We start from the raw sequence: 15785 nt of genomic DNA, 5'->3' as shown, positions 1-15785 counted from the left end.
TCCACCCTTCCAGACAAAAAATAAAGTCGAGAAAAGTGGCGCATTTTTTATGCCTCAGAAATGTGGTGTTTGGAAACCACGTTTACCACACATTTCACCACAACCTGACCACGTTTCTACCACCATCTGCAGCCGAAAATCTGGAAAAACCCCTGCAAAACGGTGCAACACCACAGCTGTATATTTATGTCCGCAATCCTCGTTGCAAGGGTCAGTTACTGGGCTTTCAGCGCTTCGACTGGATCGACTCCAGCAGCGCGCCGCGCTGGTAGATAGCTGGCAATCGCAGCCGCTGTCGCCAGGACAACCGGTACCGCAAAGAACGTCAGGGGATCGAGCGGGCTGATGCCGAAGAGCAGGGTTTTCATGAGCTGCATCAGTGCAGCTGCTGCTCCAAGGCCAACGGCAATGCCAACTCCGGTTAGCACAAGAGCCGATCGAACGAACATCCACCGCAGCAGGTTTTTCTGTGCTCCAAGTGCCAGTCGAATTCCTATTTCGCGAGTCCTCTGCGAAACAGCATATGAGATAACTCCATAGATGCCGACGAGGCTCAGGGCAAGTGCCATTGCACCGGCAAGCGCCAGCATTACAAGCGTGAATGAGGTCCGCGCAAGCGACTGGCTATAGATCTCCTGCATAGTGTTCACCGATGCGAGCGGCAGGCTCGCGTTCACAGACCAGACGGCCTGTTGCACCTGGTTGAGGAAGCTTTCAGTTCCAGCACGGTTACTGCGAATGGCGAACGTGACAAAGCGTGGGGCATCGATGGTAGGCTTCGGCGTATATGGATCGTTGATCATTGCCGGCCAGTAGACGATGGCGGGCGCTTTCTCATCAACGCCGTGCACCCTCACATCTTCGACGACTCCGATCACCTCCTGCCATGGAGTGTTTGAGAACTGACGGAGCCGTTTGCCGATAGCCGAGGACGCCGAACCCCACGACTCCCGCGCAAAGTTCTCCGACACGATCACCTTGGGCCGCAGGTCGTAGATATCTGCCCATGTGAAGTCGTGACCAGCCACAAAACGTGTACCCATAGCATTGAAGTACGCTGGTGAGACGAAGTTGAAGAGCCTGAGAGGAGGTTCCCCGCCTTCGTAATTTTTTCCTTCTACGCGAATCTGGTCCCAGTTGGGGTCGATGTTCTCCATGGGAACAGATCCGGCGAACCCAACCGAAGTGACTCCCGGAATGGCAGCGATTTTGTCGGCGATGTTGTTCTGAACGTGCGTGACCACTTGCGGATCGGAGACCAGCAGGTCGGGAATCCAAATATGCATGGTTTGCAGGTGCTGAGGATCGGCAAAGCCGGGCTCGACGCGGTGCAGCGCAGCGAAGGTGCGAATCATAAGCAACGCGCTTATTAACAGAACGAGCGCCATGGCTACCTGTGCTATGACCAGTACATTGCGCGAGTGCTGCCGCGCACGACCAGCGCTGGCTGTCCGGTTTCCGCCTCCCATCATTGCAGAGGTTTGGGTCCGCGCATATCTCATAGCCGGTATGGATCCGAAGAACAGCCCCGAAAGAATCGAGAGAGCGAGAGTCAGGCCGAGCGAGCGCGCATCGAGAGAGAGTTCGCTCAGGCGCGGCAGATCGACGGGACCCGTGGCAACGAGGAGGCGCAAGCCGACAAAGGCTACCACGATCGCAAGTACGCCGCCGAGGAGTCCGAGCGATATGCTTTCGATCATCAGCTCACGCGCGATGCGCATACGGCCAGCGCCGAGCGCGGCTCGAATGGAAAGCTCCTGGTGGCGAGACTCCGCACGCACCAACAGGAGATTGGCCACGTTGGTGCATGCAATCAGCATCACGAGTCCGACGGTCGCCATAACCACCCACAACATACTGCTTACGCCGCCAATGATCTGCTGCTTCAGTGAACGGAGGCTGGGTGTGATTCGCCACGTCTCGTAGAAGTGAGGGTTGGTCCCGGGGCCGTTTGACCAGGAATCCATCCAGACAGGAATCAGACGCGCAATGTCGGCATCTGCCTGTGCGATCGCGATCCCGGGCTTGAGACGAGCGATTCCGTAGAAGCCGAAGCCTGCGAGTTTTTGATTGGTGCGATCCAGCGCCAGCGGGATCAGAAGATCGAAATCACGATCGACGAGCCGGAAGCCGCGCGGCATCACGCCAACAACCTCTCTGGTCTGGGCGTCGACCTGAATAGGGCGCCCGATCACATTGCGATCTCCGCCGAAGCGGCGTTGCCAATACCCGTAGCTCAATACCACGCTCTTTCGTCCATGCGGATCCTGATCGACTTCAGAAAGCCAACGGCCGGCTACAGGAGGAACTTTAAGTGTCTCGAGTACGCCGTCGCTCACGATCTCGGTTCGCACCTCTTCCGGTTTAGCCACGCCCGTTACACTGGCCGTACCCGGCGTCCAAATACCCATTGTCTCGAACGTTCGATTGTGCTGAGAGAAAGTGAGGTACATCGACGATGAGAGCTGAAGGCCGTTGGAAAAGTTGGCGAGTCCCCCGGCGCCTGGAGCGTTGAGCCATAGAGAGACAAGCTGTTCTGAATTGGGGTAAGGCAACGGCTTCAAAAGGATGCTGTTCAACACGCTGAAGATCGCGGTATTGGCCCCGATCCCGATCGCCAGCGTAAGGAGAACGGTCGCGGTAAAGCCCGGCGACGTCCGCAGCCTTCGGAAGGTGAACTTCAAGTCGGCCACAATGGATTCAAGCGCCGGCCATTGCCATACTTCACGGCTGCGCTGTTCAATGAGAGCCACGTTGCCAAATTCGCGCCGCGCCTCCTGCTCTGCCTGCTTGCGCGAGATGCCGTCGTCCATCAACTCCTCGATACGGTTCTCCATATGTTCCTGGATCGAAACGGAGATATCGTCATAGCGGTGGCGTCGAGAGAAAAATTGAGCGAACCACTGCAATTGTGACCTCCTACGCCTTGGCAACAGCGAGCACGCGCGTGATGCCGGCGAACATCTTTTCGAAGCTGATGACTTCTTTCTCGAGGTGGCGGATGCCCGCGTCAGTAAGTCGATAAATGCGCGTGGGGCGGCCCTTGGTAGAAACTCCGGTCTCCGCTTCGAGCCAGCCTTCCTTCAGCATTCGCTGGAGTGCCGGATAGAGAGAACCTTCTTCCACCTGCAGCAGGTCGTCGGACACCTGTTTAATATGCTTCACGAGTGCATAGCCATGCATGGGGTGTAGTCGCAGGGACTGAAGAATCATGACCTCCAGCGCACCAGGGAAAAGATCGCGATGTTTGGGGTTCTTCGCCATGGAAGAAATACTATATCAAAATACCTATTTTAAAAATAGGTATTTTATCAGGTGAAGCATACATAAAAAACTTCGCTCCTTCAACTCGGGCAAAATTCTGCATGTGATCTATAGGCGGGCTCCAAATCGTGCAGAGAACGCAGAGTTGGATCGGTACGGTAAGCCCCGCTCGCTGCGGAAACGTTTCCGCAGTCAACTCCTGCTTCATTGCGGAAGGAGGGCGTACGGTGCGGCTGGGGCTGCGGCACTGTTGCCTGTCGCAAAGAGATCGTGATGGTGACGAGGATCAATCACACCGCCTCACTACCTAAAATGTTCCGGCACTGACGGAGTTCTTCTGCTCAACGTTCGATTTGCAGACGGTGGAGAGACCTAACGAGAAACTAGCGGTGCAGCGGAACACCGACGGCTTTATGCTGATACCGTGGTACGGCAAGCGCATGACTCCGCAGCAGTGGTCTGCCCGATTCTTCTGCATCCGTGAGAGTGATTAGTAGCGCGTCCATAAGTTGCGTGGCAAACCGTGCGCGGGATGAGACCCGCCACTAGACCGAGGCCCAACCTGGACATGCGGAAGAAATTGGGATAGAAGATATACAGTAACCGTGGACCCAATGAGTATAACTTTGGGGCTGGTTCGCTGCCGCTCGGACCTCAAGTCCGGAGCTGGCATTCAAGACAGCCTTCTATATTTCAGGTATCCCGAAACCTCAGGCTACCGAAGCCAAGACCCCTATCTAGCGACTCCATCCGGCACGAGACATTTAGCATAAGGAAGTTACCATGAGCACTCTTTGGTTCCTTGCCGCATTGGCTTTGGATGATCGTACGTTACCGACTCCAGGCGAAAATCCAGGCGAAACTGGCAGTTTTCTCCCAGGAATACCCGACAACCTGCTGATACTCGTTGTCTCGATCGGCGCGCTTCTGGCGGTGCCAACCTTGAAGGTGGCAGTCCTTTTGCTTCGAGAATTTAAGTTCTGGCTTCGTGAACATCTCTAAGAAAAATTGTATCAGCGTAGAAAACGGTGAGGGTTAGGAAACTTTTCTACCCTACGTGATGCTGCTTTCGCAGTCGTTGTCTGCGTACCAACAATTCTCGTCCTCGGATTTTTGCCAAGCCTACACTAGTATCACGTCGTCGTAACCTGTAGTGCGATTCTCAATGCGGCGATCACTGTGGCTGTCTGTTGGAATCCGGATGATATGACCAGGAGTACGGCCTTATCCAACAATGTATAAACAAGAAAGTCTCTTGTTAACGGGGGCTACTAACTCCTGTAGATGAGGTGGAGGAATCTTTTGTTTGCGCGAATTCGTAAATCTGCATTCGGTCCTGCCTTGTGCGGTCTGTTTCTTGTCCTTGCGATTGTTGTTTCACATCCTGTAGCCGAGATGGGTCTGGATGACGATTGGTCTTACATTTGGAGCGCACGGGTACTCGCCGATACGGGGCACGTTGTTTATAACGGATGGTCGGCCGCTATGCTGGGTTGGCAACTGTACCTCGGCGCACTCTTCTTCAAGATATTCGGATTTTCTTTTTTTATTGCTAGGGTCTCCGTACTAGTTGTTGCGGTAGCGACGATCATGTTGGCTCAACGCCTTCTCGTTCGCTTAGGAGTGAACGAGTGGAACGCTACGGTCGGCGCTCTGATGATTGCGCTGTCACCAGTGTTTTTGTCAGTGGCCTTTAGCTTTATGTCCGACGTCCCGGGGTTTTTCTGTATAGTTCTTTGTTTCTACAGTTGCGCACGCGCGATTCAGGCAAGCACGACGCGGAAGGCGATTGGATGGCTCGTGTTTGCAGCGCTATCAAATGCAGTTGGTGGGACTGTCCGCCAGTTAGCTTGGCTTGGGGCTCTGGTAATGGTTCCTTCCGTAGCATGGCATCTTCGGAGAAGGGCTGGCATTCCGATAGTGGCAGCTGCGTTGTGGCTCATCAGTGTCGGAATGATCGGATGGAGTATGTACTGGTTCCGCCACCAACCTTACTCACTTACCGATGCGCTCGTACACATCCCGCATGGACGAGTAGGCGGTGTGCTGAAGAACATAGTGCTGCGTAATAGCCTAGCTATCTGTTTCTTCGTCCTTCCAATTATCACCGCCTTCATAGTCAAGCTGCCCTTTCGTGATCGGCTAACGCGTTTTGAAGCTACTGCGCTATTAACTGCCTTTGCAGTGGCGGGGCTTCTCGGTTTGATTTTCAGCAAGCAGATTAGCCTCGAACTTGAGTTCACTAGCAGCACCGTTATAAACGGAGGATTGACTAGCGGATCTGGAATTCTTGGTGTACAGCCGGATGTACTTCCTTATGACTGTCGCATGGTGCTCACTCTGCTAGTCCTAGCTGCTCTCTCGGGTTTCATTCTATTTCTACTTAACGTTTCCAAAATTCAACGCCCGCATTGGAAAGGCAAAGCGACATTCACATGGAGTAGTACGTTTGCGATGTTTGGTCCATTTACCATGGCCTACATCGTATTGCTCGTGACAAGGACAAACATCTTCGACAGATACCTGATTCCCTTGATCTTTGTGGCCGTAGTGGGTCTTTTGAGGTTATATGAGGAGAGAGTCGGTGGTCGTCTACCGTTGTTGACCGTGGCTTTAATTCTGATGTTTGGAGCCTTTGGTGTTGCTGAACTTCACGACTTGTATGCCAGAGATCGTGCGGTGTTGGCAATCACAAACGAAGTGCTGTCTACGGGTGTGACTAAAAGTGAGATTCGTGCTGGATTTGAATACGACGCCTGGACAGAACTCGAGAATTCTCGTTATGTCAACGATTCTCGGTTGATGGTTCCAACAGGAGCTTACAAGACTCATCCAATGCGGCAAGGTCTTTCGCCGGCATGTCAATCCTGGTTTTCAGGCCTCATGCCGTCGTTGAATATTCACTATGCTTTGGCGTACGACCAATCAACGTGCTATGAAACATCATCTTTTGCGCCTGTTTCCTTTCAGTCGTGGTTACCTTCTCACAATCGCACTCTATACGTTCAGAGGGTCCCGTAAAGCAAAGGATAGTCAGAATCATAGACCCTGAATTCGATAGCTCGCTCAATCGTCGGCCCGCGCCTACCTTCATTTGTTAGAGACTCAACAGGGTAGAGGGGTCAGCGGCTTTGAACTGCGACGATTGTTCCGGCTCTTCTGGTCAGCGAGTGGCGGCAGTCGGCAGAGTGGGGAACAAAGACAGTGGTCGAAGGGATGTCCTAACAGGATACTTCCATTTCGGGGGCGACAACCTCGAAACGGGAGCAAAATCAGCACAAACGGTTAGATGAAGCTGGCTTGGACCTCAGCATAGGCTGGCCATAAGAACCGTCAGAGTCACAACCCTTCGACTCTGGTTGTCTCCACTAATCCGACCACTCACCTCGTCAACCTCAAACTTCACGCCATATACCAGCGCGGGTTTGCACACGCCGCCCACGTTACTCGCATTGGCATTTTACGAGCGTAGTTCACGCAAGGCACGATGGACTTTTCCGGTGCTCAAACGCTAACGGGAACTTTCAAGACTTTTGCGGTTTATGCGGTCATCTGTTTCGGCTGATCTTCGCCAAATTCGGATCATGAGTGGTCGTTTTCGAAGACGCCATCCCAGGCCTCTTCTTAGCGCTGTTTGGTGGAGGCGTCTTCGGATGTGCTCCTGGCTGGATCGGTTCTCTGATGGGCCAATCAATGAACAGACCAAGGGCCAAGCACGGCCTCGACCCCTCAACAGGGATGGCGATCATATTAGTCACGGTAAAATTCTGAGCTTCGCGCTGAAACACCCTGCGACTCCGCCTGACGGTTGTAGACCCCTTTATTTATTCTTTATTCCCTACTTGCAATGTTCCTGCAAGTGGCCAAGTTTCTGAAAGTCCATTGCCGTAACAATATATCTAGACACGCTCAGTCCATGCGTGCTTCGTTTCGCGCTTGCTGCCCATTAAAGCTCCTTGATCCCTCGAAAACCGACAAAAGAGCGGTTTTTCATCTTTTTAATTTCATAGTTGACTGTTTTTGTTTGCGTGTACTATTCTCATTTCGATTTCGTACAAGACTAAATCTATTCCCTGACAGAGAGCTACCCAACAACAATTAGTTCGGGTCACAAAAAAAATCAAGTGAAAGAGGCCGCACCATGCTTTACACAATGTCTAACCTTCAACTCAAAAGGAGACTCGCTTTACTCCTCTTCCTGACCGTCAGCTTGCTCGGCACAGCTACACATCTGCAGGCGCAGACTACTGCCAGTCTCTCGGGCAACGTCGTCGATACGACCGGCGCCGTCATCCCGGGAGCCACGGTCAGCCTCACCAACACGGCAAGCAGAGACAAGCGCAACGTGACTTCCAATGCCTCCGGCTATTTCACCTTCGCTGGTGTTATCCCAGGGACCTACACGGTGCAGATTGCGGCGCCTGGTTTCCGCGGATTCCGTCAGGATAATGTGACGGTCGACCCGGGAGACGTTCGCAATCTCAACAACCTCAGCCTCACTGTCGGTGGCAGTACAGACACGGTCACTGTAGAGAGCGCTGCCAACGAGATCGCCCCCCAGGACTCCGGCGAGCGCTCGGCGCTATTGACCGCCAGGGACATAGAGAGGCTTCCTATTGAGAGCCGCAACCTCTCTGAATTACTAAAAATTCTCCCTGGAACCACGACCACCGCGAGTGGCACGGGCAACGGCCCTGGCTTCGACTTCAGCGATAACGGGTCTTCAGGCTCTGCGGTTGGAGTAGGCCTTAACACCAATGGTGCTCCCTATCGCGGAGGCACCGCCTATCTGTTGGACGGCGCGAGCATCATCGATCCCGGCTGTGCCTGCTGGTCGATCGCAACTGTGAACCCGGATATGACCCAGGAGGTTAAGGTTCAGACCTCCAACTTCGGCGCCGATGCGGCCCAGGGCCCCGTCGTCATCAACGTGATCAGCCGCTCCGGTTCGTCAGAGTTCCACGGTCAGGGGTATTTCTACGCGCGTAACAGTGTGCTGAACGCCAATACCTGGCAAGACAAGCACAGCACAACTCCAACCGCACGGCCGGAAGCCTCTTACTACTATCCGGGCGGCAGCGTGGGCGGCCCCATCCTGATTCCTCACACCAACTTCAATTACAGCCGCAAACTGCTTTTCTGGGCTGGGTTCGAAGATTTTCGTCAGACACTCCCAGCAGCCTCACCCTTAACCTCCTATGTGCCGACCCCGGCCATGCGCGCCGGCAACTTCAGCCTCAGCGATCCGGACAACGCAGCACTCTGCGCTACGAGCACAGGAAACGATTTCTGTCAGTCACTGAACGGCGGATACGCTCCGGATGGAACAAAGCTGAGCGGCACGCAGATTCCTACGCAGTATCTCGATCCAGGTGCGCTGGCGTTACTGAAGCTCTTTCCCCAGCCCAATACGAATCCCTCGAGCAACGGCAGCGGTTACAACTACTTTCTGCAGACGACCAACGTCCACAATGGATATATCTACCGCGGCCGCGTGGACTACAATCTCAGCGACAAAAACAAGTTGTTTGTGAGCTACCAATATGGCAGCGACTCCGAGACCAGCCTGGCGCATATCTATTACACCCCTTCCAATGCCGTCGCCTATCCTGGTGGTCCGCTCGTAAGCGCCGTTCACTCTCACGTGTTGAGCGGCAGCTACATTCATGTGTTTAACTCCGCGGCGACCAACGAATTACGCGTCGCCGTGGGCTGGCTGGACAATCCGTTCTCCGCCAGCAACCTGAAGGCGATGGATATCTCTACCCTCGGCTATCCCTACGGCACCGTTTACAACAACGCCTCCGAGCTTGTGCCGTCAATTAACTCGCCGGGAGCCCGTACGTTACCCGACATTTCACAACCAGACCTGTTTGGAAATGGCGGAGTCTACAACACCAACAAGAAGGCCCCGTCTGTGGCCGATGACGTCACGTTCGTCTACAGAACACATACTTTTAAGATGGGTGGCTACTGGAGCCGGTCAGGTAATAAGCAGGAGACCTACGGCTCTCCCAACGGGTCGCTCTCGTTTGCAAGTGGGGCAAAGACCGATCAGGTCACCGGCCTGACCATAGGCACGGTCAATCCGCTGGCAAACTTTCTGATGGGCATCACCAGCGGCTATACGCAGAATAATAGTAATCCCACCGACGACATGGCCTATACCACCGGTGCCGGCTATTTCCTGGATAACTGGAAGACGACCCGCCACCTGACGCTCAACCTCGGACTTCGCCTCGAACACCTCGGTCGATGGCAGGACAACACAGGTACGGGTCTTGCAGTGTGGGAGCCCAATCGCTACGCTGCCGACGTCAGCACAGGCAAGATCTATCCTGGTGTCTATTGGCATGCTATCGATGGGGCCGTCCCTAACGGAGGATCTCCAGTACAGACGATCTTCTTCGAGCCTCGCCTCGGATTAGCCTATGACGTTAGAGGCAACGGTGAGACTGTTGTGCGCGGCGGCTGGGCGGCCTATCGCTGGAACGATCAGTACAACGACTATGCTGGTCCGCTCCAGACATCACTCGGGGTCAAGACGTACAACTCCAGCAATAACCAAGCAATCACCCTCAAGGAGATTGCAGCCCTCGGTTCAAACTCGGCGTCGCTTGGTTCACTGCCTTCGAGCGTTTACGCTACCGACCAGGCCGACGACAAGGTGGGCGTAACCTATGCCTACAACCTGACCATCTCGCAGCGCATCCCGCGCAATATGCTGCTGGAGGTCGCCTATGTCGGCAATCAAACTCAGAACATCCTCATGGGTGGACAGAGCGGCGGCTCCGGTGTAGGCGGCACCAGCTTCGTCAACGAGAACAAGGTTCCGGTCGGCGGACTTTTCAAACCAGATCCCGTCACCGGCGCACCTGCTCCGGTTGATCCTGAGAACCTTCCCAACATCGCGGACTATTTCCCCTACTACAAGGGCTACGGCACCAACGCAATCTCGGTCAACACCCACTCGGGTTATGCGAACTATAACGGAGCCCAGATCAGTCTGCTTCGCCAGACGGGCCGTGCAACTTTCAATGTCAACTACACCTACTCAAAGTCGCTGGGAATCGTCGGCGGCGTCGGCAACTCATCGACCTCGGTCGATGCCTTCAACGTCGCGGGCAATTACGGCGTCCTGAACATCGACCGTCCCCACGTCGTTAACACTTCCTATGCGTTCGATCTCGGCTCGCCCATTCATGGTCATCTCCTGGCGGGTGGACTTGTTAACGGGTGGACGCTCTCCGGCACCACCACCTGGCAGTCAGGTGGCAATCTGCAGGCAAACACAAGCCAGAACCTCGGCTTGACCATCGAGAACACCACGCTAGGCCACACCGTAGGGTCGTCCACTTTCTACGGAACGCCATTCAACAGTGTGCTCCCGGTCACAATCTGCAATCCTACCGCTGGCCTTAAGCACAATCAGCACGTCAACCTCGATTGCTTCACCGCGCCACAGATCGGGCAGGTGGGAGACCGTCAGGCCCCGTATCTCAGCGGCCCGTCCTACTTCGACTCCGATCTCGGCATTTACAAGAGTTTCCACGTCACTGAGCATCAGGCCCTGCAGATTCGTGGATCGGCGTTCAACTTCCTCAATCATCCGCTGCCTGGCTACAGCACCTCGGATCTGGTGACACTAAAGCTTCAAACTCCGAATAACAGTTCCTTCGCGTCTCAGGTCTCTAATGTCGACCGTGGCATCACCGACGCGAAGTACACACAACGCACCCTATTGCTCGCAATCAAGTACAACTTCTAGCGGAGTTGTTCTCCAATTGTGCAATTGGACGAGCTCTGCCGCCACCTGCCCTGGCGGTAGAGCCTGTCTTATGTTCCGTCTGTATCACTCCGCAAGTCACGCCGAACGATAGGGAGTATCGCTGTCATGTATAGGTTCAACCGATCCATCTACATCGCGTCTACGCTCGCTATCGTCTCCTTCTCGCAGCTTCTACCGGCGCAGCAGAGCTACCGTTTTCAAGACACCCATCTCCCCGTCGAGGAACGCATCACCGATCTGCTCTCGCACATGACGCTCGAGGAGAAGGTGCAAGCACTCAGCACGAACCCAACCATTCCCAGGCTAGGAGTCGTCGGCACCCAACACGTAGAAGGCCTGCACGGGCTCGCCCTTGGAGGTCCTGCCGGTTGGGAGGGTAAGAATCTTCCCGTCATTCCCACGACTCAGTTTCCTCAGTCGCGCGGACTCGGCCAGACCTGGGATCCCGCACTCATTCAGAAGGCTGCTGCTGCTGAAGGTTACGAGACTCGTTATGCGTACGGGAAATACCATCGTGGCGGCATGGTCGTTCGCGCGCCAAATGCTGACCTCAGCCGCGATCCGCGCTGGGGTCGCAGTGAAGAATCTTACGGAGAAGACCCGTTCCTCGTCGGAACAATGGCCGCTGCTTTTACCCGCGGACTGCAGGGCGATGATCCTTATGTATGGCTCACTTCCTCGCTCCTCAAGCACTTTCTCGCCAACAGCAACGAAGACGGTCGCGATGGCTCCTCGTCGAACTTCGACGAGCGCCTCTTCCGTGAGTATTACTCCGTGCCGTTTCGCATGGCCATCCAACAAGGTGGTGCCAACGCCATGATGACCGCCTACAACGGCTGGAACGGTGTGCCGATGATCGAGAATCCTGTGCTTCGCTCTGCGGTCATCAAGGAATGGGGATTCGACGGCATCATTTGCACCGACGGCGGCGCTCTCACAAATCTCGTCACCCATCACCACGCCTTCAAAACTATGTCTGAGGCTGCCGCTGCCGCGATTCACGCGGGCATCAACCAGTTTCTTGATGACTACCGCCAACCCGTCATGGACGCCCTCAAACAGAACCTCATCACCGAGCAAGAGATCGACGCCAACATCCGCGGCGTCTTCCGTGTCATGCTGCGACTGGGCATGCTGGACCCTGCCGAGCAGATTCCTTACGCCAAAATCGGCATAGTCGATCAGGTAAAGGGAGATCCATGGAACTGGCCCGAACGACACGCTCTCGCACGTCAGGTCACCGATGAGTCCATCGTGCTTTTGAAGAACGAAAATAACATCCTTCCTCTTCGTCCCGGCAACGCAAAGAACATCGCAGTCATCGGCCCACTCGCCGACCGCGTAGCACTTGACTGGTACAGCGGTACTCCGCCCTACGTCATCACGCCGCTCGCTGGAATCCGCACACGCGCTGGATCGTCCACATCCGTCACCTTCTCGAAAGGGGATGATGTAAACGAGGCCGCCGCTCTCGCCGCTAAAGCCGACGTTGCCATCGTGATCGTGGGCAACCACCCAACCTGCGACGCAGGATGGTTCAAGTGCGCACTGCCTAGCGAGGGCAAAGAAGCGATTGACCGCAGGAGTCTCACGCTAGAACAGGAAGAGCTTGTCAAAGCTGTCTACGCCGCCAATCCCAAGACTGTCGTTGTACTGCAAACAAGCTTCCCCTATGCGACCAACTGGACCCAGGAGCATATACCAGCCATCCTCCAGATCACTCACAACAGCGAAGAGCAAGGAAACGCCCTCGCGGACGTGCTCTTTGGTGACTACAATCCAGCGGGACGTCTAACTCAGACATGGGTTAGCTCCATCGATCAGCTTCCTCCCATGATGGACTACGATCTTCGCCACGGTCGTACTTACCTCTATCTCAAACAGAAACCTCTATATGCCTTCGGCTTCGGCTTGAGCTATACGAGTTTCGTCTATTCGAATTTGCACGTCAGCACATCCACCCTCGCGCCGAACGGCGACTTGACCGTCACCGCCGACATACGCAACACAGGCACGAGAGAGGGTGACGAAGTCGTCCAACTCTACGTCGCCTATCCTCACTCTACCGTGTCGCGTCCCATCGAAGAACTAAAAGGCTTCGAACGCACGCACCTTCGCGCTGGTGAATCCAAAGCCGTCACTCTTCACCTACCCGCACAGTCGCTCGGCTACTGGAATGAAACACAACACGCCTTTGTTGTTGAACCTGGCCCCATCGAACTTCGAATCGGCGCCAGCTCGGACGATATCAAGCTAAGCAAAACCTTAAACGTCGCCCGTTAGGTACGGACCCCTCTGGTAGATACTTGAACAAAGAAGAGAAAATTATGTCCAGGCACCTCCGCACCGCTGTCCACTTCATTCCGCTTTCTTGTCTCTGCGCGCTTCTGGCAACTCCGGTGATTCGCGCTCAGCAGCTGTCGCTCTCTCGCGATAACGCCACGGTGCTCGTCGAGCCCTACGCGCCAAATATCGTTCGCGTCTCCATTAGCCTGCGGCGCGAGGATGCGCTCGCTGCACCGGGGTATGGCATCGTAGCGACGCCAGCTCCTACGGGATGGACAGCCGGGAGTGAGACTTCAGGTGACACCTTGCGTTCCAACCGCCTTGTCGTCACGATCTCATCCCAGGGGCCGAAGTGGGTTCCCACCGGAACCAGAGCCGACATAGCGAAGTTCTTCAACGGCTCCACTCCAGGCGTCGGCCTCTCCATAAAAACCCCCGATAATGCGGACCTCGTTCACATGCAGGGCTGGCAGATGTCGGTCCCCAACCACAAGGACGGTAACGCCGACATCCTCTATGACAGGCGCGCTACGGACCCACCCTTCTTCCAGGTGGGCGCCAGCTTCGCTTCTCCTCCAGACGAGCACTACTATGGCCTGGGCCAGAATCAGGAAGGTTACCTCGACCATCGCAACCATGTGCTTCGTTGTGCTCACGATTACAACGCACCCTCGGGCCAAAGTGTATGTGTTCCATTCATAGTTACAAACAAAGGTTACGGCATCCTCTGGGACAATCCATCCGCGACCACCGTTGCCTTCGGATTCAACGATCAGGTACGTTGGACATCAGATGTCGGCCAGCGAGTCTCTTTCTTCGTCATCGCTGGTGCAACCTACGATGAGATCTACGCCGGCTACCGTCTGCTCACCGGCTCAACCCCTATGCTCCCAAAATCTGCATACGGCTACATTCAGAGTAAGCAGCGCTATACAAGCCAGGCCGAACTTCTCGGTGTGGCGCACGGATATCGCGAACGCCATTACCCGATCGACGACCTCGTCATCGACTGGTTTCACTACACTATCATGGGTCAGATGGACATGGATCCCGCCAAATGGCCAGACCCCACGGCGATGAACAAAGAATTGCACGCCATGAACTTCCACACCATGATCAGCATATGGCCCCGCTTCGTCCCGGAGGGTCGTTACTACAACACAGTGCTAAAGAATGGATGGTTCGAGCATCTCGCCGACGGCACGCCCACCAATGGCTTACCCTACGACCGCGCCGGCTCAGACATCGACACCACCAATTCCGGCGCTGCAAAGTGGTACTGGGGCGTCGTCAAAGAGAACTACATTAGCAAAGGTTTCGACGCCTTCTGGGCCGACGAGACCGAGCCGGATCTTCCTCCTAGCGGAAGTTACTTCCACATTGGCCCTGGCACGCAGTTCTTCAACACCTACCCCCTCTTTCACACTGCAGCCTTCTACAACGGCTTTCGCGAAGACCTTCCGACCCGCGCACTCATCCTCGCTCGCGACGCCTATCTCGGGGCGCAGCACAACGGCGCCATCTTCTGGTCATCCGACATCAGCGGAAATTGGGACACCCTGAAGCGTCAGGTCCCAACCGGCATCAACTTCGTGGCATCGGGTACACCCTACTGGAGCACCGACATCGGTGGCTGGCAGTATCTTCCCTCGCATCACACGCCGCTGCACACTCCGCTCATCGACCCCTCTGACGCCCGCGAAAACATCGGCCACTACGATGACTATCCCGAACTCTACGTACGCTGGTTCGAGTACGGGGCCTTTCAGCCCAACTTCCGCAGTCACGGAAGCCGTCCGCAGAATGAGGTGTGGTCCTACGGCAAGCAGGCCGAACCAATCCTCGTGAAGTATCTCCGCCTTCGCTATCAGCTCATGCCGTATATCTATAGCCTAGGCCACATGACCAACCAGACCGGCGCTCCCTTCATGCGCGGACTGTTCATGGACTTCGGAAGCGACCCTAAGGTTGCCAACATCGGTGACGAGTATATGTTCGGACCTGCTCTGCTGGTCGCTCCGGTAACAGAGCAGGGAAGTACTTCACGGGAGGTTTATCTGCCCGCTGGAACCGACTGGTACAACTACTGGACGAATGCGAAGGTGCATGGTGGGCAGGCCATCACTGTCGATGCTCCCATCGACACGATTCCCCTCTTCGTTCGTGCCGGTTCTATCATTCCTCTCGGCAGCGCTGTTGAAAGTACCAACGAAGATCAGAAGATCGATCGCGTTCGCGTCTATCCCGGCGCCGACGGCGACTTCGACCTCTATCGCGACGATGGCAACACCTACAACTATGAGAAGGGCCAATTCCAACTCACCCATCTTCACTGGTCCAACGCAACAGGAAAGCTAACCCACAGCGGTCCAGACGCATGGAGCGCGCCCGATGCCTCGGTGATGGAGGTAGAAAACCGATAGCTAGAGTCGCACCTTCTGAGACG

The 15785-nt window shown here is 55.2% G+C and carries 7 protein-coding genes and 1 pseudogene; 6 read left to right on the top strand and 2 right to left on the bottom strand.

What is annotated here, in order from left to right; all coding sequences use genetic code 11:
* Window positions 1-215 precede the first annotated feature (215 nt).
* Window positions 216-2909: an ABC transporter permease gene (locus RBB81_RS19175; RefSeq protein WP_353071745.1), complete on the bottom strand. Its 2694-nt coding sequence runs from the start codon at window positions 2907-2909 to the stop codon at window positions 216-218.
* Between the two features lie 10 nt (window positions 2910-2919).
* Window positions 2920-3264, bottom strand: a complete 345-nt coding sequence (locus tag RBB81_RS19170) for a PadR family transcriptional regulator (RefSeq protein WP_353071744.1) — start codon at window positions 3262-3264, stop codon at window positions 2920-2922.
* A 783-nt stretch (window positions 3265-4047) separates the two neighbouring features.
* Here RBB81_RS19170 and RBB81_RS19165 point away from each other — a divergent pair.
* The 6 genes and pseudogenes from RBB81_RS19165 (at window position 4048) to RBB81_RS19145 (ending at window position 15762) form a co-directional block, all read left to right on the top strand.
* Window positions 4048-4266 (top strand): hypothetical protein, encoded by a 219-nt coding sequence (locus RBB81_RS19165; protein WP_179584695.1) that lies wholly within the window; start codon window positions 4048-4050, stop codon window positions 4264-4266.
* A 300-nt stretch (window positions 4267-4566) separates the two neighbouring features.
* Window positions 4567-6285, top strand: a complete 1719-nt coding sequence (locus tag RBB81_RS19160) for a glycosyltransferase family 39 protein (RefSeq protein WP_353071743.1) — start codon at window positions 4567-4569, stop codon at window positions 6283-6285.
* 457 nt (window positions 6286-6742) lie between these two features.
* Window positions 6743-6960, top strand: a pseudogene (locus tag RBB81_RS23515) (hypothetical protein); the annotation flags it as partial.
* A gap of 445 nt (window positions 6961-7405) precedes the next feature.
* Window positions 7406-11032 carry a TonB-dependent receptor gene (locus RBB81_RS19155; protein ID WP_353071742.1) on the top strand — a complete coding sequence of 1209 codons (3627 nt, stop codon included), beginning with the start codon at window positions 7406-7408 and terminating at the stop codon, window positions 11030-11032.
* 126 nt (window positions 11033-11158) lie between these two features.
* Window positions 11159-13336: a glycoside hydrolase family 3 C-terminal domain-containing protein gene (locus RBB81_RS19150; RefSeq protein ID WP_353071741.1), complete on the top strand. Its 2178-nt coding sequence runs from the start codon at window positions 11159-11161 to the stop codon at window positions 13334-13336.
* Window positions 13337-13380: 44 nt separating this feature from the next.
* Window positions 13381-15762: a glycoside hydrolase family 31 protein gene (locus RBB81_RS19145; protein ID WP_353071740.1), complete on the top strand. Its 2382-nt coding sequence runs from the start codon at window positions 13381-13383 to the stop codon at window positions 15760-15762.
* Window positions 15763-15785: the final 23 nt, after the last annotated feature.

This window comes from Tunturibacter gelidoferens (assembly GCF_040358255.1).
Classification (GTDB): Bacteria; Acidobacteriota; Terriglobia; order Terriglobales; family Acidobacteriaceae; genus Edaphobacter; species Edaphobacter gelidiferens.
Note: the sequence above shows the minus strand (reverse complement) of the source record. Positions and strands in the feature narration are given on the sequence as shown.